General features: G+C 60.2%; 17 protein-coding genes. 6 read left to right on the top strand and 11 right to left on the bottom strand.

Going from position 1 to position 18,242, the window contains the following annotated elements; translation table 11 throughout:
- Positions 1–84 precede the first annotated feature (84 nt).
- Entirely contained in the window at positions 85–759 is a 675-nt protein-coding gene (locus NXC24_RS13265; protein ID WP_104823720.1) for a class GN sortase, read from the bottom strand.
- Between the two features lie 4 nt (positions 760–763).
- A complete protein-coding gene (locus NXC24_RS13260) occupies positions 764–3,166 on the bottom strand; it encodes a marine proteobacterial sortase target protein (protein ID WP_104823719.1) in 2,403 nt (800 codons plus the stop codon).
- Positions 3,167–3,623: 457 nt separating this feature from the next.
- Here NXC24_RS13260 and NXC24_RS13255 point away from each other — a divergent pair, with 457 nt between their 5' ends.
- Positions 3,624–4,826, top strand: a complete 1,203-nt coding sequence (locus tag NXC24_RS13255) for a pyridoxal phosphate-dependent aminotransferase (protein ID WP_104823718.1) — start codon at positions 3,624–3,626, stop codon at positions 4,824–4,826.
- 140 nt (positions 4,827–4,966) lie between these two features.
- Here the strand turns inward: NXC24_RS13255 and NXC24_RS13250 are convergent, their stop codons facing one another.
- Entirely contained in the window at positions 4,967–6,064 is a 1,098-nt protein-coding gene (locus NXC24_RS13250; RefSeq protein WP_104823717.1) for a calcium:proton antiporter, read from the bottom strand.
- A gap of 231 nt (positions 6,065–6,295) precedes the next feature.
- Here NXC24_RS13250 and NXC24_RS13245 point away from each other — a divergent pair, with 231 nt between their 5' ends.
- Complete coding sequence (locus NXC24_RS13245) at positions 6,296–6,577, top strand: DUF2188 domain-containing protein (RefSeq protein ID WP_104823716.1); 282 nt, start codon at positions 6,296–6,298, stop codon at positions 6,575–6,577.
- 71 nt (positions 6,578–6,648) lie between these two features.
- Here NXC24_RS13245 and NXC24_RS13240 read toward each other — a convergent pair whose 3' ends face one another.
- A complete protein-coding gene (locus NXC24_RS13240; protein WP_104823715.1) occupies positions 6,649–7,560 on the bottom strand; it encodes a LysR family transcriptional regulator in 912 nt (303 codons plus the stop codon).
- Between the two features lie 91 nt (positions 7,561–7,651).
- Between NXC24_RS13240 and NXC24_RS13235 the strand changes: the two genes are divergently transcribed.
- Complete coding sequence (locus NXC24_RS13235) at positions 7,652–8,626, top strand: NAD-dependent epimerase/dehydratase family protein (protein ID WP_104823714.1); 975 nt, start codon at positions 7,652–7,654, stop codon at positions 8,624–8,626.
- 9 nt (positions 8,627–8,635) lie between these two features.
- Here the strand turns inward: NXC24_RS13235 and NXC24_RS13230 are convergent, their stop codons facing one another.
- The 6 genes from NXC24_RS13230 to trxB all read right to left on the bottom strand — a co-directional run bounded on the left by NXC24_RS13230 (position 8,636) and on the right by trxB (position 14,595).
- Entirely contained in the window at positions 8,636–9,436 is an 801-nt protein-coding gene (locus NXC24_RS13230) for an aminoglycoside phosphotransferase family protein (RefSeq protein ID WP_104823713.1), read from the bottom strand.
- Between the two features lie 80 nt (positions 9,437–9,516).
- The gene (locus NXC24_RS13225; RefSeq protein ID WP_104823712.1) at positions 9,517–10,629 is read right to left on the bottom strand and encodes an alkene reductase; all 1,113 of its coding nucleotides are present in this window, start codon (positions 10,627–10,629) and stop codon (positions 9,517–9,519) included.
- A 46-nt stretch (positions 10,630–10,675) separates the two neighbouring features.
- Entirely contained in the window at positions 10,676–11,842 is a 1,167-nt protein-coding gene (locus tag NXC24_RS13220) for an MFS transporter (RefSeq protein WP_104823711.1), read from the bottom strand.
- Position 11,843: 1 nt separating this feature from the next.
- Positions 11,844–12,137, bottom strand: a complete 294-nt coding sequence (locus tag NXC24_RS13215; RefSeq protein WP_104823710.1) for a metalloregulator ArsR/SmtB family transcription factor — start codon at positions 12,135–12,137, stop codon at positions 11,844–11,846.
- Positions 12,138–12,700: 563 nt separating this feature from the next.
- Positions 12,701–13,597 (bottom strand): LysR family transcriptional regulator VtlR, encoded by an 897-nt coding sequence (locus NXC24_RS13210; protein WP_104823709.1) that lies wholly within the window; start codon positions 13,595–13,597, stop codon positions 12,701–12,703.
- 23 nt (positions 13,598–13,620) lie between these two features.
- Positions 13,621–14,595, bottom strand: coding sequence for a thioredoxin-disulfide reductase (trxB, locus tag NXC24_RS13205; protein ID WP_104823708.1), 975 nt, complete (start codon positions 14,593–14,595; stop codon positions 13,621–13,623).
- 241 nt (positions 14,596–14,836) lie between these two features.
- Between trxB and NXC24_RS13200 the strand changes: the two genes are divergently transcribed.
- From NXC24_RS13200 to NXC24_RS13190, 3 genes are read left to right on the top strand one after another with little or no spacing between them, the layout of a single operon-like run.
- Positions 14,837–15,304: an Lrp/AsnC family transcriptional regulator gene (locus tag NXC24_RS13200; protein WP_104823707.1), complete on the top strand. Its 468-nt coding sequence runs from the start codon at positions 14,837–14,839 to the stop codon at positions 15,302–15,304.
- Positions 15,305–15,307: 3 nt separating this feature from the next.
- Positions 15,308–16,216, top strand: a complete 909-nt coding sequence (locus tag NXC24_RS13195; RefSeq protein WP_104823706.1) for a glycosyl transferase — start codon at positions 15,308–15,310, stop codon at positions 16,214–16,216.
- Between the two features lie 18 nt (positions 16,217–16,234).
- Complete coding sequence (locus tag NXC24_RS13190) at positions 16,235–17,149, top strand: glycosyltransferase family 92 protein (protein WP_104823705.1); 915 nt, start codon at positions 16,235–16,237, stop codon at positions 17,147–17,149.
- A 9-nt stretch (positions 17,150–17,158) separates the two neighbouring features.
- Here the strand turns inward: NXC24_RS13190 and NXC24_RS13185 are convergent, their stop codons facing one another.
- Entirely contained in the window at positions 17,159–18,238 is a 1,080-nt protein-coding gene (locus tag NXC24_RS13185; protein WP_104823704.1) for a glycosyltransferase family 4 protein, read from the bottom strand.
- Between the last annotated feature and the right edge of the window lie 4 nt (positions 18,239–18,242).

Below are 18,242 nucleotides of genomic sequence, written 5' to 3'. Positions count from 1 at the left end.
TCTGTGAAGGCGCTTCAATCCGTCTCCTCCCTTCGATGAACTGTTTATGCAACGTGGGACGAGCGGATTGCTGTTCAAGGCGCGTTACGGCGAGGGTAACGTCTTTGTGTCCAGTAAAGCCGTTTGTTTGGCGGTGTCCACTAACTCGGCATCAAGGATATAACGCAGCGGCCCGCGCGTGACGGCGCCGAATGGCCAGCAGGTGGCGAGTGCCAGGTGACGACCGGGCGTGGCGGGATCGATGCCGTTCCGGTCCCATGGTGCGACACGGCCCTGACCGGCCCGGAAGGTGAGTATCCTACCGTCGCGGCGGGTGACTTCGATCAGATCGCCCGGTTTGATATCCTGCAGCCAGCGGAAATGTGTATCGCGATGGGCGGCAATGACGGCGGTGCCTTCTTCGCCCGGCTGTGGCGTATTCGTCAGCCATCCAGGCCCGAAAGCCAGCGCTTGGCCGCTGGCGCCGGCAAGCACGATCGCTTCCGCACCGATCCGGGGTGCGCGGACCTCGGCCTCGGTGGTGAAATCCGCCCAGGGCCACGGCTTTGCATCCTCGCCACGAGGCTCGGCGGCGAAGGCGCGTTTCAGCAGGATCTGCGCAAGCTCGGCCTTGGCTTTCATATAGAGGCCGTTGCCGAGGAAGGTCAGGCCTGTCACGGCAAGGGCGGCGATGCAGGCGAGGGCGAGCTTTTCGAGGCGTGTAAATGCCTTCTTCCCGAGGGGAGAAGAAGGGGAAAATGCAGTGCTTTCCCCTCCCATCACATCACCATCCAAAGACTCGGCGGCGCAGCAGCATCAGCCCCGCCGCGATCGCCGCGAAAACAAGTAAGGTCAGGCCGATCAGGATGTTCCGCTCGGCCGGTGTCGCAGTTTGCGGCAGGTTGACACTCGATGTGGCCTGGCGGGCGATCATGCCGGCGGTTGCGGGTGTCGGCGCGGCGGCAATCTGGCTTGCCAGCGCGGACTGTCGCCTTGCTGAGCCGTTCTTGGGAAGCATGGCGCCGTTAATATCGGCCTGATCTGCTTCAGCCTGTTCATCGGTCGTGCCGATCGGCTCGACCGAGGCCTTGCGTTCGCCGCTGGGCGCAGTGACCGGAGCTTCGCCTTCGCCGAAGACCTTGTCGAAATCCCAGCCGGCGGGCAAGTTGAGCGGCAGCTTGGCGGAACCAAGCGGCTGGTCGGTGGGGCGGGAGGGCGTGACGTCGACGGCGACCAAGCTGGTGACGCGTGAGACGAGGTGGTGGGCGAGTGCCACCGCTTCGACCTGCTTGTCCAGCGCTCCTTGATCCTGAATCTCATAGGCGCGAGCCTCGATATCGTCGATCTTGCGGCGCGCCCAAAGCTGCGAAATGCCTTTGCCTTCGGCGGCATTGGCGATGTCCATTTCGACGCGCCAGGGCTGGGCGCCGGTCTTGCCTGATATCTGCAGCTTGCCGTTCGGCTGTGCGTCGGAGAGCTCGGCTGTCAGCACCACCGGTTCACCGGTATAGAGGTCGGGCATCGGATTGGGTGTGATATCGTCAGCCTTGGCATTGTCGAAGCTGGCAGCAATGTCGGTCATCGCCGGATTTTCGAGCTTGGTGAACAATGCGCCCATGCGCTCGGCCACCTGATCCTGCGAACCGATTGCGGTATAGGTGCCGCGACCGACTTCGGCGGCCTTGGTCATGAAGTAGGTGTTCGGTGCGGAGCCGATGCCGACGGTGAAGACGCGGGCTTCGGCGCGGTTCTGGCTGATCTCCTGAAAGAGTTGCTGCTCGTTGCCGATCGCGCCATCGGTCAGAAAGACGACCTGGCGGAGCGCGCCATTGGCGATCGGTCCCTGATTGCGGAGTGCATCCGACAGGGCCGGGAGCATTTCCGTGCCACCAGCGGCGGTCAGGCCATCGACATAGGCGATCGCCTTTTCCCGGTTATCCGGTATGGCGGCGACGAGACCGTGGAAATAGTCGGTCATCGTATCGTCGAAGCGGATGACATTGAAGCGGTCGCCGGGTTGCAGCTTGGAGATCGCAAGCGCCAGGCTGGCGCGGGCTTGTTCGATCGACTGGCCGGACATGGAGCCTGAATTGTCGATGACGAAGACTATCTCGCGTTTCGGCTGCTCCGTCGTCGCATCCGGTGCCGTCGGGGGCGTGACGAAGGCGAGCAGATAGGTCTTGCCGTCCTTCATTTCCCGGAAGAGGCCGGCGCTCGGCGTCTTGCCTGGAGCCGCCTTCCAGCTCAGCTCGAAATCGCGATCGGCAGGCACGGAGTCGCCTTTCAGCGAAATCGCACGGTTCTGTTCGCCGTTCTCAGTGATATTGATCTCGTGGAAGGCGGACTTTACCTCGCCGAGCGGGAAGCCGGCCTTGAGGTTGACGGTCAGCGATACCGGATTGATCTTGGCATTTTCACGCGGATCGAGAACTGGAGCTTCGATCTTCTCTCTGTTCGGCACCGGGTCCTGCGGCACGGCAAAGCCGGTGCCATTGTTGAACTCGACGCTCTGAACGATCGGCTGCGGGTTATAGCGCGGCGCGACGACCATCGGGAAGCGCAGCGAGAATTCGCCGGACGACTGATGGACGCTCTGTTGGTACTCGATCTGCATGACGACGGTTTCGCCGGGGCCGATATTGGCAACCTGATTGGTGAAGATGTTCGGCCGCTGCTGTTCGAGCAGGGCCGTCTTCTTGCCCTGGGCTTTGGCATCCTCATAAATCTGCCGGGCCTCCTGGCGCGGCTTGATCTGGCCTTCGATGAAGCGGTCGCCGATCTGCATGCGCAGCGTGTCGACGGCTGCATTGTCCGGCAGCGGGAAAACATAGGTGCCTTCGACCCAGCCCTTGCTCGGGTTCTGGAACCGCTGCGTAACCTTGACGCGGGAAACCGGGCCGGTGACGTCGATTTCGACATCCGTCTTCAGGCGCGGTGCCTCGACATAATAGCCAGGCTCCTTGGATGGGAAGAGCAGCGAGCCGCTGTTGACGTCGTTCGGGCGAACGAGGCCGGCGAGCTGCCGGCCGGATTGGCCGGCCTGGTCGGCGATTTCGGCGCGTGCGGTGGTGATGAGACTCAGCATCATGACCGCCAATGCGGCCAATGTTGTTATTGCGATCGAGAAGGAAGAGATGAGATTGTGCGCCCTAAGGCGCTCGGTTGTGCATTCGTCACCCAGAAACATGGCTACCCCCTGCGTTACTGGTTCCGATTGCACGATAAAAGTGTGAGAGGTGGGCTCCTTCAGGACCGAATTGCGGCGCCGTAAAGCATTTGTTAAGGCTAATTTGTGGCAATCAAGATGTATGACGATCTATATGATTTTCGTGAAGAATTTCCGGTGACTTGAGAGCTTGAATCAGCCGCCCCACAAAATGATTCAACCGTCGGGCAGAGCGTTCGCATCTGTCCGCCTTTCATTCGCTCCATTCAGCCGGAGCGTGTGGGTGAGCTTCGTTTCGGAAAATGGCGGGCGTATGGCAGCCCAACGATGACGTGTGGCGCGCCGTCTACGGCTTTCGAAATAACGTCACTGTGACGCCTTTGTGCTTGAAACAGCGGGCTACATTCGACATAGAGCTTAGCGCAGAAATCTGGTCCACAGGCTTTCTGCCCACTTCAACCGATTAGGACCGATCATCATGGCCTTTCTTGCCGACGCTCTTTCCCGTGTAAAGCCTTCTGCCACCATCGCCGTTTCCCAAAAAGCGCGCGAGCTGAAAGCAAAAGGCCGCGACGTGATCGGCCTCGGCGCCGGCGAGCCGGATTTTGATACGCCGGACAATATCAAGAAAGCCGCCATCGACGCGATCAACCGCGGCGAGACGAAGTACACGCCGGTCTCCGGCATCCCCGAGCTGCGCAAGGCGATCGCCGCCAAGTTCAAGCGCGAGAACAATCTCGACTATACCTGGGAGCAGACGATCGTCGGCACCGGCGGCAAGCAGATCCTGTTCAACGCCTTCATGGCGACGCTGAACGCCGGCGATGAGGTCATCATCCCGACGCCTTACTGGGTATCCTACCCGGAAATGGTGGCGCTTTGCGGCGGCACTCCGGTTTTCGTCGCAACGACGCAGGCGAACAACTTCAAGCTTCAGCCTGCCGACCTTGAGAAGGCGATCACGCCGAAGACCAAGTGGTTCATGTTCAACTCACCGTCCAACCCGTCGGGTGCTGCCTATACGCATGCCGAGCTGAAGGCGCTGACGGACGTGCTGGTCAAGCATCCGCATGTCTGGATTCTGACCGACGACATGTATGAGCACCTGACCTATGGCGAGTTCAAGTTCGCCACGCCGGTCGAGGTCGAACCCAGCCTCTACGACCGCACGCTGACGATGAACGGCGTCTCGAAGGCCTATGCGATGACCGGCTGGCGTATCGGCTATGCTGCCGGCCCGCTGCAGCTCATCAAGGCGATGGACATGATCCAGGGTCAGCAGACCTCGGGTGCGACCTCGATTGCGCAGTGGGCTGCCGTCGAAGCGCTGAACGGTCCGCAGGATTTCATTCCGCGCAACAAGAAGATCTTCGAAGGCCGCCGCGATCTCGTCGTGTCGATGCTGAACCAGGCGAAGGGCATTTCGTGCCCGGTTCCGGAAGGCGCATTCTACGTCTATCCGTCCTGCGCCGGCCTGATCGGCAAGACCGCGCCGACCGGCAAGGTCATGGAAACCGACGAAGACTTCGTCTCGGAACTCCTGGAATCGGAAGGCGTCGCCGTCGTCCACGGTTCGGCCTTCGGCCTCGGCCCGAACTTCCGCATTTCCTACGCGACTTCGGAAGATCTTCTCGAGGAAGCTTGCCGCCGCATCCAGCGCTTCTGCGCGGCTTGCAAGTAAGCAGTCGAAGATAAGTCAAATGAAAGCCCGCCAGAGATGGCGGGCTTTTTGCGTTCAGGCCGATGGCTTCGGGTTCATCAACTGATTCAAGCGCTTCGCAATTTGAGTCCGCCTGTCGGTGCAAGTCATTGAAATCAGGCTCAAAGCCCCAATCCCGTCAGCATGATGAAGGTGGCGAAGAGGATGAAGTGGGTCATCCCTTCAATGGCATTGGTCTCGCCGTCGTTGAGATTGATCGCGGCGGCAATCAAGGTGATCATGATCATCACGGTCTGTACCGGCGACATGGCCATGATGAAGGGCTGGCCGGTATAGAGCGCGATCGCCTCCATGACCGGCACGGTCAGGATGACAGTCGAGAGCGAGGCGCCCATGGCGATGTTGATAGTCGCCTGCATGCGGTTTCGTAGTGCCGCGCGCAGTGCGGTCAGGATTTCGGGGGCGGCGGAAATGGCGGCGACCACAATGGCCGCGATCGCGGGCGGCGCGCCGCTATCCCTTAGACCGACATCCATGAAGGCTGACATGAACTCGGCAAGCCCGCCGATCAGCACGACGCCGATCAGGATCGTGACGATGGAGATCGCAGTGGCATCTTCGCCATGATGATCCTCATGCGCGCCATGTTTCTTCTCGGCGCGCGGATAGCTGTAGCTGAAGAAATAGCTGTGCTGACCGACCTGCATGCGCAGGAAGAGGCCGTAGAGCGCGATCATCGCCACGATGGTGAAGGCGGAGTAATAGTGCCATTTCACATCGGGGATGAACTCCGGCACGATCATCGAAATGCCCATGGCCGTTAGGATCATGACACCGTAAGTCTTGCCGGAATCGTCGTTATAGGGCTGCTCGCCGTGCTTCAGGCCGCCGATCAGCGCCGCAAGGCCAAGGATGCCGTTGATGTCGAGCATGACGGCGGAATAGATCGTATCGCGCACCAGCGTCGGCGAGCTTTCGCCGCCCATCAGGATTGCCAGCATGATCACTTCGACGGCGACGGCCGACAGCGTCAGGATCATCGTGCCATAAGGATCGCCGACTTTCGTCGCCAGAATCTCGGCGTGGTGGGCAACGCGCATCGAGACAAGTACGATGGTTGCAATCAATGCGACGGCGGCCAACAGGGATGCGATCCGCCCCATTTCTAGCAACGTATGCTCACCGAGATAGGCGATTACAGCGATTGCAAACGCGATGATCAGGAACTTTTCCTGCTTCAGCCAGCTCGATATTGCCAAGTCCTCACCTTTCGCACGGATTCACTTTCTCAGTCTAAATCAATGATTTCGCACATCAAGCATGCGCGGAGATGACAAGATTTGCAGTCCGCGCCGTTTAATGGAATACTATCTCGATCGGTCTGCCCAACCCAATATCGCGGCATCCTTGCAAATCGTCTCAGATGGACCGCGGTCCTGCCGGGTAGTACTCGGATCCGAAGGTCTTGGCAGATGAGAAGGAGGCTGTGAATGGTCAAGGTCACTTACGAAATTGTGCCACATGATGGAGGATGGGCATATCGTTTCGGCGACGTCTATTCCGAGGCATTTCCGACTCATTCCGAAGCAGTGGAGGCGGCCAGGATCGTGGCGGCCGAGCAGCAGGTCGGCGGCGATTCGGCCGAGATCAGTTGGCAGGACGAGCGTGGAAAATGGCACGAAGAATATACCGATGGCGGCGACCGACCGGAAACTGAGGTTGTCGACGGTAAGGTCCGTTTCCCGCCTGTCGATACGGCTCCCGGCGCCTAAACGTTATGGCCTGCGTAAAGCTGCCGGCCAATCGGGATCACACAGCACGAGTTCAACCGGATTGCTCGTCGTCATGATCTTTTCTGCTCTGTGTCGGTTTTGACGTAGTCCAGCAATCCGCTCACCAGTGCATCGAACGTCACGCGGCAGCGCGGTGACGCCTTCAGATTCTCATGCATGGCGACCCAGGTGTCGAGCGGTAACTCGATTTCGGGCAGCAGCCGGACAAGATCCTCATCCCTTTTCGCAAGCGGCATTTGGTAGAAGCTGATGCCGATGCCAGCGCGCAACGCGTTGTGCAGAGCGATGCTGTTATCCGACTTGAAGGCAAAAGAGATGCCGTCCAGCATGGGATAGCGCTTCAACATCGTGCGGATGTAAGCGGTCTGTCGGTCGAAACCGATCAGCTTGTGATGGCGCAACTCACCGATGCTTTTGGGCTCGCCGTATAGCTCCAGATAATTGCGATGGGCGAACAAGCCGAGGGAGATGGTGCCGATACGGCGGGCCAACAGGGCATCCTGCGTGGGCGCGACCATGCGCACCGCGATATCCGCTTCTCGCAGCAACAAGTCCTCCACCGCATCCGAGGCGGAGAGTTCGATGACAAGATCGGGATGCGCGGCCTGCAGCCCAGCCAGGATCGGCGGCAATACTTCCACGCCGATGACCTCGCTGGCGCTGATGCGCACGGTGCCGCTGACCCTATCGTGTGCACCGGAAGCGACGCGGAGTAGGGCGGCGGTCGTGCTGGCCAACGTTTCCGCATAGGGTCGGAGGGCGAGGGCAGCGTCCGTCGGAAGAAGGCCTTGTTGCGAGCGCGTGAAAAGCTCGGCGCCGACGGTTTCTTCCAGCGCGTCGATATGACGGCCGATGGTCGGCTGGGTCAGACCGAGATCCCGGGCGGCAGCCGAAAGCGAGCCGTGGCGGAGTACGGCGAGGAAGGTGCGATAGAAATCCCAGCTTGGTTCCGATGTCGTCATATATTTTTGTATATCATATCCAGATTTTTCGGCAATTTCGTTTATCGAAGTTGCGCGGCATAGTCACACCATCAAATCGATGGAGATGACGATGACCGAGCAGATGAACAATGGAAAGACGGCTCTGATATTGGGTGCCACTGGCGGCATCGGCGGCGCCGTTGCCCGCGGCCTTGCCGCCCGCGGCTGGCGCATCCGGGCGCTGAACCGCAACGCAGCCGCGGCTGCACGCCGGGAGCCCGGCTTCGATTGGGTGCAAGGCGATGCGATGCAGGCGAGCGATGTGTTGAAGGCGGCGACGGGTGTCGAGCTGATCGTGCATGCCGTCAACCCGCCCGGCTATCGCAATTGGGGGCAACTGGTCCTGCCGATGCTCGATGGCACGATCGCAGCGGCGAAGGCAGTCGGCGCGCGGATCGTCCTGCCGGGCACGGTCTACAATTTTGGGCCGGATGTCCTTCCCGATGTGACCGAGGACAGCCCGCAGCATCCGCAGACACGCAAGGGTGCGATCCGCGTCGAAATGGAGCGGCGGCTGAAGGTCGCGGCGGAGGCCGGCACGCCGATCATCATTCTCCGCGCCGGGGATTTCTTCGGTGGGCATGGCACCAATAGCTGGTTCTCGCAGGGCATTGTCAAACCCGGCAAACCAGTGACATCGGTGACCAACCCGGGAAGGGCGGGCATCGGCCATCAATGGGCCTATCTGCCCGATGTCGCGGAAACGATGATCCGCCTGATCGAGAGAGGCGATGCGCTTCCGGCCTTCGCTGTCTATCACATGCGCGGCCATTGGGATGGTGACGGCCGGCAGATGATCGGCTCGGTCGAGCGGGCAGTCGGACATAAAGTGAAAGCGAAATCCTTTCCTTGGTGGATACTGCCGCTTGCCGCTCCTTTCGTGCCGCTGATGAAGGAGTTGCGTGAAATGCGCTATCTCTGGAAAGTGCCGCTGCAGATGAGGAATGACAGGCTGCTGGCTGTGCTCGGCGAGGAGCCGCATACTCCGATCGACGAGGCGGTGAAGACGAGCCTCATGGCACTCGGCTGTCTGCCGGCACGATGAGAAACGTTGTCAGGTCCGGAGTTCGGCCAACGCTATCCTGGCGACGATAAAATCCGACTCGGCATTCCTGCTATCGCCGTCGCTGAGGAACCAGGCGGCGGAGAGGCCGGCATAGGCGACGATCCATTGCAGCATCCGCTTCGGTTCCAGTCTTGCTTCGGTGCAGACGATCGGCAATTGCCGCTGCAGGCGACCGGGAGCGGTGACGATGGGGAGTTCCGGATTGCAGAAGGTATTGGCGAAATCGTAACCGCGTTCGCCATGAACACGCTTCGGGTCGATGGCGAGCCAGCCGCGAGGACCGAAATCCATGATATTCTCGTGGTGGATGTCGCCGTGCAGCACGGTGAGATCGCGTTGATCGGCAAGCAGGTGACGGGCAATCTCGGCGCAGGTGGCAAGAAGACCGCCATGGGCACGGGCCGCCGGCTCCAACTCGCGGAACCAGAGATCCAGCGGGACAAGATCCGGCAACGGTGTCGCGCGCGGTGCGTGAAGCTTTGCGGCCGTGCGGCAGATGATCCGGCTTGCTTCGTCATCACCGCCTTCCATTGCCATCGTCAGCAGCGAGCCCGGTCCGGTCGACCGTTCCAAAAGCGCAGCGTCGCTGTCGTGTTCATAGACATGCGCGGCGCCGTCGCCGTCCCACCAGCGCAGGACCTGGCTGCCGAGCTTCTCGTCAATATCGAGGGCGACCTTCAGCATGGCGGGCAGGCCGCGCCAGAGGACCGGCAGGAGATGGCTGGAACGGGTGATGATCGCGTTGCCATCCGGCGTGAGCGACCAACGGTTGAGATAGGGATCAAACATACGGGTACTCTAACGGCTGTCGCCAAAAAGAAAATCCCGCCTCGCAGCGGGATTTTCCGTCATGATCGGAGCGGCGGAAGTTAAGCCACTTCGTCCAGCGTCGGGTAGTCGGCGTAGCCGTTTGCGCCGCCGCCATAGAGCGTTGCCTGGTTCAGCGCGGTGAGGGAGGCGTTTTCCTTCAGCCGGCGAACGAGGTCCGGGTTGGAGATGAACGGCTTGCCGAAGGCAACGACGTCGGCCTTGCCGCTTTCGACCGCTTCGATCGCCATGTCGCGATTGTAGCCGTTGTTGAGCATCCAGGCAGACTTGCCGCCTGCAGCCTTATAGGCAGCGTGCAGCGCGTCATAGTCGAAGGGCAGGAAGTCGCGCGCGCCGCCGGTCTGGCCTTCGACGATGTGGACATAGGCGAGACCATATTTCGCCAGACCTTCGACGACGTAGGTAAAGAGGGCCTGCGGGTGAGGATCGCTGGAATCGCCCGACGGCGTTACCGGCGAGACGCGGATCGCAGTGCGTCCGGCGCCGACTTCCTTGGTCACGGCATCCACGACTTCGAAGAGGAAACGGGCGCGGTTTTCGATCGAGCCGCCATACTGGTCGGTACGATCGTTCACATCGGCGCGCAGGAACTGGTCGATGAGATAGCCGTTGGCGCCGTGGATTTCGACACCGTCAAAACCGGCTTCGATCGCGGCGCGGGCGGCCTTGCGATAATCCTCGATGATTCCCGGAATTTCCGAGGTCTCAAGGGCGCGGGGTTCGGAGACATCGGTAAATCCGTCGCTACCGTCGCTGTTGACCAGATAGGTCTTGGCATTGTTGGCGCGCTTGGAGGTGGAGGAGACGGGCTTGCCGCCGTTCGGCTGCAGCGTCGTATGGGAGATACGGCCGACGTGCCACATCTGCACGACGATCTTGCCGCCGTTTGCATGCACGGCGTCGGTCACTTTCTTCCAGCCGTCGAGGGCTTCCCGGGTGTAGAGACCGGGCACGTCGGCATAACCCTGGCCCTGATGGGTGATGGCGGTCGCTTCGGTGATGATGAGGCCGGCTGTGGCGCGCTGGGCGTAGTATTTGACGTTCAAATCGTTCGGCACCGCATTCGGAGAACGATTGCGCGTTAGCGGCGCCATGACGATGCGGTTGGCGAGGGAGATATCGCCAAGCTTAGTCGGTTCAAAGAGTTTGGCCATGGGAGGTCCTTTCTTGTTGTCCGGGGTGAAGTGTTGAAAGAAAAGCTTAGGAGGAGGCGGGTGCGGCGCTCTTCGCTCTGACCGTCGCGAAGATCAACGCCACGGTGGCAAGGCCGAGGAGAGCCATCGCGGCACCGGCCAGCGGCACATGCGACAGCGAGAAGCCGGTATCGATGACGACGCCACCGACCCAAGCCCCGAGTGCATTGCCGGTATTGAAGGCGCCGATATTGATGGTCGACACCAGGTTCGGCGCATCCTTGCCGAAACCGACGACGTTGATCTGCAGCGCCGGCACTGCGGCGAAGTTTGCCGCAGCCCAGAGGAAGAGGGTGATCTCGGCTGGGACGAAGGAATGGCTGGTGATGCTGAATATGGCCGAGGTCAGCGCGATTGCCGCGAAGGTGCTGGCAAGCGTGGTGCCCAGACGCCAGTCCGCAGGCTTGCCGCCGATGAGATTGCCGATGGTCAGGCCGATGCCCATCCATAGCAGCGTCAAAGATACCCATCGCGGCGAAACGCCGGTGATTTGGCGCAGCAGCGGCGCAATATACGTGAACAGGGTGAACATGGCTGCGGCGAAAAACACCGTTGTCAGCAGCGACAGCCATAGGCCGAGACCGCGTAGCGCCAAGAGTTCGCGGGCAAGACTGTCCTGGCGGACTTCTTCTCCTTTTGGCAGGACAAGCACCAGGCCGATAAGCGAGGCGACGCCCAGCAGGGTGATTATCCAGAAGGGCGCATGCCAGCCGAAAGCGTGGCCCAATGCGGTGCCGAGCGGCACACCGAGCACATTGGCAAGCGTCAGACCGGTGAACATCAATGCGAGGGCGCGAGCCTTGCGGTCCTCAGTGACGAGGCTTGCGGCGACAACCGAACCGATGCCGAAGAAGGCACCATGACAAAGCGCGGTGACGATGCGGGCGATCATCAGGACCCAATAGCCGGGTGCGATGGCACAGAGCAGGTTGCCGAGGATGAAGAAGCCCATCAACATGATCAACGTTGAGCGGCGGCGCAGATGCGCCGTGGCGATGGCCATGATCGGCGCACCGATCGCCACCGCCAGCGCATAGCCGGTCACCAGCCAGCCGGCTTGCGGGATGCTGATGGACAGATCAGTGGCAACTTCGGGCAGCAGGCCCATGATGACGAATTCAGTCGTTCCGATGGCAAAGGAGCTCAACGCCAGGACAAGGAGGGCGAGCGGCATCTCAAAGTTCCTTCTGAAGAGTGGCAAGGAATTCGGCGATGGTTTCTTCGTTGCGCTTATAAAAAATCCACTGGCCGAGGCGCTTGGTGGTCACCAAGCCAGCGCGATGCAATGTGCCGAGATGGGCGGAAACGGTGGATTGCGATAGGCCGCAGCGCTCGAACTGGCTGGCGCAGACACCCAGCTCCAGCGGATGTTCCTGGGTCGGAAAATGGGCGTGCGGATCTTTGAGCTGATTGAGGATTTCGAGCCTGGCGGGATGGGCCAAGGCCTTTAGTATCTCAGTTCTATCCATGACGTCACCGGCTGAATATCGAAAATTAACGATTCATGTATCGTCGATTTTCGATATATCAAGATGCGGCGCAGCAAATTATTTTATGCAATGCGCTTCGTGGGCATGCTTAGAATTTGGGCAAAAAAAGAGGGCCACCGGAATAACCAGGGCCCTATAGGTGTGAAGGTCAAAAACCTCCAGAGGGGAACAGCTGCTGCGGTGGAACTGGGAGGAAAAGCCACCATGTGCATCAGCTATGTGCGGTATGATGCTAATTTGTGCAGTGCGCAATGCTTTTTTGTGCATGGCAGTTATGCGTTTGCGGCCTCTGCTGAAAAAGGGCAAAAAAAAGGGCCACCGGTAACAACCAGGGCCCTATAGGTATGAAGGTTAAAAACCTCCAGAGGGGAACAGCCAATGCGGTGGAACTGGGAGGAAAAGCCACCATATGCATCAGCTATGTGCGATATGGTAGTTAATTGGGCAGGCTTCAACTCTGTTTTGTGCATATCAGCCATGCGTCATACGCGTGACAGATATATTACGGCAAAAAACGCTTGTAACACAGAGTCTTAGCTCAACTAAAAGTTCCAGTTCCGTGCCTTGGCGACGATGAAATCCCGAAAAACCTTGAGCTTGGCGGCGTTTTTCATTTCGTCGGGATAGCAGAAATAGGTGTCGAAGGACGGCACGTCGGCATTGATCGCAAGCTGAATAAGGCCCGGATCGCGGCCGACGATGTAGTCCGGCAGTACGGCGATGCCGATACCGAGCAGGCAGGCGCGCTTGATCGACGTCTGGCTGTTGATCTGCAGATGTGGAACGCGCTTGTTGTCCGACGAGCGGCCGGCAATCTCCAGCCAATTGACGTCGAGCAAATAGTTCGGCGCCGGTTCGCCGAAACTGATGATGCGATGCTCGTCCAGAGCCTCCACCGACTGCGGTTCGCCATAGCGGTTGATGTAGGAGGGGGCGGCGTAGACATGCATATGGACGGTGAAGAGCTTGCGCTGGATCAAGTCCGATTGCTGCGGCTGGCGCAGTCGGATGGCGCAGTCCGCATGGCGCATGTTCACGTCCAGCTCCTCATTGTCGAGGATGAGCTGGATCGACATGTCGGGATAAAGCTGTAGGAATTCCTGGATCTTGTCGGTCAGCCAGCCCTGGCCGAGGCCGACGGTCGTCGTCACGCGCAGCTTGCCGCTCGGCTTATCGGTCGTTTCGGTCAATTGCATCTTGACCGTTTCGAGCTTCAAGAGAACGTCATGCGCGGTGCGATACAGCAATTCGCCCTGTTCGGTCAGGATCAGGCCGCGTGCGTGGCGGTGGAACAGCTTGATGCCGACGTCCTGCTCGAGCGCGCTGACCTGGCGGCTGATGGCGGATTGGGACAGATGCAATTTATCCGCCGCGTGCGTGAACGAGCCCGCTTCGGCAGCCGCGTGAAAGATACGCAGCTTGTCCCAATCCAATGGCATGCCGTTTCCCCTCATCGGCTGCATCACTCCGCAGCTACGGCGACGGGCATATGCCCGGTCAAGTAGCGTTCCGCCTCAAGCGCCGCCATGCAGCCCATCCCTGCTGCCGTGATCGCCTGCCGGAACGTATCGTCGGTCACATCACCGGCGGCATAGATGCCTTCGACGTTGGTCGCAGTCGAATCGGGTGCAGTCCAGAGATAGCCATTGTCCTTGAGCTTCAATTTGCCCTTGAAGAGTTCCGTTGCCGGTGCGTGGCCGATGGCGACAAACACGCCGTCTATCGTTACGTCGGTGACGACGCCCGTGCGGGTGTCGCGCAGGCGTGCGCCGGAAACCGACGGCGGCATCGGCGGCTTGGCCGGCGTGCCGGTGATTTCGGCAACCTCGGTATTCCAGAGAACCTTGACGTTTGCCTTGGCGAACAGGCGCTCCTGCAGGATCTTTTCGGCGCGGAACGAATCGCGGCGATGCACGACGGTGACCGACTTGGCGATATTGGAGAGATAGAGCGCTTCCTCGACGGCGCTGTTGCCGCCGCCGACCACGATCACATCCTTATTACGATAGAAGAAGCCGTCGCAGGTGGCGCAGGCGGAAACGCCAAAGCCCTGGAAATGCTGTTCGCTCTCGATGCCCAGCCATTTGGCCTTGGCGCCGGTCGCGATGATCAGCGTGTCGGCGGTCCAGACCTGACCGCTGTCGGTGCGCGCGACAAAGGGGCGCTTGGTGGTATCGACTTCGGTGACGAGATCGTTGACGATTTCCGCGCCGACATGCTGGGCCTGCAGCAGCATCTGTTCCATCAGCCACGGGCCCTGGATCGGATCGGCAAAGCCCGGATAGTTTTCGACATCCGTGGTGATCATAAGCTGGCCGCCCTGTTCGAGGCCGGCGATCAGAACCGGCTTCAGCATGGCTCTCGCGGCATAAACGGCGGCCGTATAGCCGGCGGGGCCGGAACCGATGATGAGCACCTTGGTATGGCGGGCAGGCATGTGTAGTCCTTTCAATCTAAGCGCTTCGGGAAGCCGCGGCTTCAAACGGGCAAAAGCAGGCGATTTCACGATCCGCCGCCTCATTTATGATTGTCGCATGCATTTATTCAAGGGCAGCCTTGCATTACTAACAGAGCAAATCTGCTTTGTGTAAGATTCGGTCACGCGCGGGAAACTTTCTTGCGTATTTTCGCGCTTTATATAGAAGCTGCCGGTTGGGAATTAAAGAAAGGCAAGAAAAGTGCTGCGGGCTGAACTCGACGCCATCGATATCAAGATCTTGCGGGAACTCCAGCGCGACGGGCGCATGACCAATGTCGAACTCGCCGATCGCGTCGGCATCTCCGCGCCGCCCTGTCTGCGCCGGGTGCGCAAGCTGGAGGAGGCCGGCGTCATCGAGGGCTACCATGCGATGCTGAACAGCCCAAAGCTCGGCTTCGATCTCGTTGCCTTCTGCATGGTCGGTCTCAAGCATCAGTCGGAGGCCAATCTCAAAGCCTTCGCCGCTGTGACAGCCGAGTGGCCGCTCGTGCGGCAGGCATGGATGGTTTCCGGCGACAGCGATTTCCTGCTGCATTGCGTCGCCGAAAACCTCACCCGGTTCCAGGATTTCGTCATCGAGGTGCTGACGGCGAACGAGCATGTCGATACGGTGCGCACCATGCTGACCATCCGGCAGGTGAAGAAACTCGGGCTGGTGGAGCTCTAGGATATGGCGGACCGCCCCTGGCACCGATCGTTGATCAAGACGGGTGCGCGCTTGCTGCTCGGCGGTTCGCGCGCCCATGCGCAGGACTGGTTTCCAGGGCTCAACATCGTGCGGGCAAACGGGGTAGGCGAGGTCTATTACCGACGTGCCAAGGTCGCGGCCCTTTCTCCCATCGACCGGCTGCGCAAACAGTCCGGTCAAATCATCCATATCGTCGGCTCCGGCCCATCGATCCGCGACTGCGATCTGACCGGACTTGAGAAGGGCAGCGCGATCCTGCTGAACGGCGCTATCGGGTTGATCGATGAGCAGATTGCCGCGCCGCTTGCCATCGCCGTTGAGGACGAGCGTTTCGTCTGGCGGCATTCCGAGATGATGCGGCGCAGGATCACGTCCGATACGATTTGCCTGTTTTCGGTCGCCGTGCTGCGGGCGATCTCGGAATTTGACAGCCGTTGGCTGGCGGATAAGACGATCATCCTGATCGACGATATCCGCAAGCCTTACGGCGTGCGCCGCCGCTCCATCGATGACATCAGAAGGCTCGATTTCGTGCGGCTCAACGCAACGGGCTCCGCCGGATTTTCCTTCGCGCCGGATCGCGGTGTTTTCCAGGGTGGCTCGGTCGCGGTATCGGCGCTGCAGTTCGCGCTTTATTGCTCGCCCCGAACGATCGGCTTTCTCGGTATCGATATTTCCAATGCCGGTGAGCCCCGGTTTTATGAGACCAGCGACGAGACCGCCTTTTCTGGCATTGCCCAGGCCGAAGACCGCATTCTTGAGCATTTTGTTCTGGCAAAGGAAATCGCGTCGGAGCGAGGCGTGACGTTTGTCAATTATTCGCCGGTTTCGGCGCTATTGAAGCACGGATTTGGCTACGATGCGCGGTTTGCCGCGGTATCGACGATCTGAGTTGCGGGGAACGGACGCATGGGTTGGTTGAAGCCCAAGATATCGGATGCGAAGCGGCTTACAATCGATCCGCCGAAGCCGCAGGCGGGCCGACACGGCATCGCGATTGCCGTTTGCGTCAAGGATGAGGCGCGCTATATCGAGGAATGGATACGCTTCCACCAAGCTGTCGGCATTCGTCACTTCTATATCTATGACAATGGCTCGACGGACGAGACCCTCGCTATTCTACGTGGCCTCCTCGATGCCGACACGCTGACGATCATCCCTTGGATCGGACGTATGACCGATGCAACCACGGGGGCGCCCCTGAACGGTCAGGTCATCGTCTTCGCCCACGCCATCCTCAATTTCGGCGGCGCATATCGCTGGATGGCCTTCATCGATGTCGACGAATTCCTGTTGCCGAAGGAAGGGCGAACGGTCGAGGAGGCGCTAGCGGCAGTCGGCGATTTTCCAAATGTCTCGTTGCCATGGCATATGTTCGCGACGAGCGGTCACGAGAAGCGGCCCGACGGTCCGCTGGCGCTGAACTACACGATGCGCGGTGCCGATCCGATGACGAACAAGGAAAATGTCAGCAATTTCAAATGCATCGTTGATCCCTGCGAGGTGACGGAAGTCACGGTGCATCAGTTTCAGACGCGATCATTCGGCGATCTGACGGCGAATGATGCCGGAAAGCGTTTCACGCGCCGCGCACGGAAATCGCCGGATTTCTATTCGAACCGGTTCCTGCAACTCAATCACTACTACACCAAATCCCGTGAAGAGCTGATGGCCAAGCTGGCGCGCGGATGGACCTACGATGCCTCGCCGACCAAGTACCGGGACAAGGTCTTGTCGATCGTCAAAAGCATTGAGAAAGATCTGGTCGAGGACCGGGCGATGATCGATTTCGTCGAGCGCAACCGCATCGATCTCGGCCAATAGGCCCTCGCTTCAGCGGGCGCCGCCGAGCAATTGCCGATAGATGTCGCCGATCGCTGTCGCTTCCTTTTCCAAGGCGAACTCGCTACGTACGTGACGCACTGCGTTTTCCCCTTGGCTGAGCGCTTCTTCGGGATTGGCGAGATAGAAGTCGATCGCTTTCGTCAGCGCTTCGCCATCGCCGGCGGGTACGATCGCGCCGGTTTCTCCGGGTACGATCAATTCGGCATAAGCGCCCGCGTCGGAGGCGACGACGGCGGTGCGTGAGGCCATGGCCTCCAGCGGCGTCAGGCCGAAGCCTTCATTGCGGGAAGGGGCGACATACAGCGTCGCGCGTCGATACCAGGGCCTGATATCGTCGACTTCACCGAGAAAGCGGATGCGATCGGTGAGGCCGGCGGCGGCTACCATCTTCACCAATTCGTCGCCGAAGCCGCGATGCTCCGCAGTTACCCGGCCACAGACGACGGCGGTCCAGTCCGGATAGCGCGGCAGAAGCTCGATCATCGCCTTGACGAAGAGATCCGTCCCCTTCTGGTGGCGAACGCGGCCGAAGCAGCCGATCAGATAGGTGCCGGGCAGACCGGTGGAGGCCATGCGATCATGCGGCACTTCCGGCGGATGAAACATCTTCAGGTCGATGCCGTGCTGGATGACCGTGTGCGGCACCTGCAAAAAGCTGCCGGAGCGCGCGCTGGTGGCGATCACGGCGTCCATGCGGCGGATCAGCCAGCGCGTGTAGGCAGTGTGCCGGCGCTGAGCTGCCGAGGTGAAGACCAGCTTCAGCGGCATGCGCAGCACGGAGCGCAACAACAGCCCGACCAGCATCTCGTTGTTGCGGCGGGCATGCCAGACACGAACACGGTGGCGGCGCGGCTTCATCCAGAGGCCGGGTATCCGCGCCCAGCCAAGCTTCGGCAGGTCTTCCGGCAGCCCTGGCCCGAGCGTGGCGATATGGCAGCCGAGTTCGAGCTGTTTCGGGATCAATTGCACGATCGTCGAGGTAACGCCGGAGAGCCGGCGTTTGAAGTTCGTCGCGATGACCTCGATTTCGCTGAGATCGCTTGAATGCGATGCGTCGCGATCGCGCACGGGC

Origin of the sequence: Rhizobium sp. NXC24, assembly GCF_002944315.1 — a bacterium.
In the GTDB taxonomy this organism is placed as follows: Bacteria; Pseudomonadota; Alphaproteobacteria; order Rhizobiales; family Rhizobiaceae; genus Rhizobium.
The sequence above is the reverse complement of the archived record's forward strand: the minus strand, read 5'-3'. Positions and strand labels throughout refer to the sequence as shown.

Bases quoted from the DNA above. Each gene is read 5' to 3' on its own strand.
- NXC24_RS13245 (WP_104823716.1), top strand. From the start codon at position 6,296: ATGGTCAAGGTCACTTACGAAATTGTGCCACATGATGGAGGATGGGCA.
- NXC24_RS13235 (WP_104823714.1), top strand. From the start codon at position 7,652: ATGACCGAGCAGATGAACAATGGAAAGACGGCTCTGATATTGGGTGCC.
- NXC24_RS13190 (WP_104823705.1), top strand. From the start codon at position 16,235: ATGGGTTGGTTGAAGCCCAAGATATCGGATGCGAAGCGGCTTACAATC.
- NXC24_RS13230 (WP_104823713.1), bottom strand. From the start codon at position 9,436: ATGTTTGATCCCTATCTCAACCGTTGGTCGCTCACGCCGGATGGCAAC.
- NXC24_RS13260 (WP_104823719.1), bottom strand. From the start codon at position 3,166: ATGTTTCTGGGTGACGAATGCACAACCGAGCGCCTTAGGGCGCACAAT.
- NXC24_RS13225 (WP_104823712.1), bottom strand. From the start codon at position 10,629: ATGGCCAAACTCTTTGAACCGACTAAGCTTGGCGATATCTCCCTCGCC.
- NXC24_RS13265 (WP_104823720.1), bottom strand. From the start codon at position 759: ATGGGAGGGGAAAGCACTGCATTTTCCCCTTCTTCTCCCCTCGGGAAG.
- NXC24_RS13215 (WP_104823710.1), bottom strand. From the start codon at position 12,137: ATGGATAGAACTGAGATACTAAAGGCCTTGGCCCATCCCGCCAGGCTC.
- trxB (WP_104823708.1), bottom strand. From the start codon at position 14,595: ATGCCTGCCCGCCATACCAAGGTGCTCATCATCGGTTCCGGCCCCGCC.
- NXC24_RS13255 (WP_104823718.1), top strand. From the start codon at position 3,624: ATGGCCTTTCTTGCCGACGCTCTTTCCCGTGTAAAGCCTTCTGCCACC.
- NXC24_RS13220 (WP_104823711.1), bottom strand. From the start codon at position 11,842: ATGCCGCTCGCCCTCCTTGTCCTGGCGTTGAGCTCCTTTGCCATCGGA.
- NXC24_RS13195 (WP_104823706.1), top strand. From the start codon at position 15,308: ATGGCGGACCGCCCCTGGCACCGATCGTTGATCAAGACGGGTGCGCGC.
- NXC24_RS13210 (WP_104823709.1), bottom strand. From the start codon at position 13,597: ATGCCATTGGATTGGGACAAGCTGCGTATCTTTCACGCGGCTGCCGAA.
- NXC24_RS13240 (WP_104823715.1), bottom strand. From the start codon at position 7,560: ATGACGACATCGGAACCAAGCTGGGATTTCTATCGCACCTTCCTCGCC.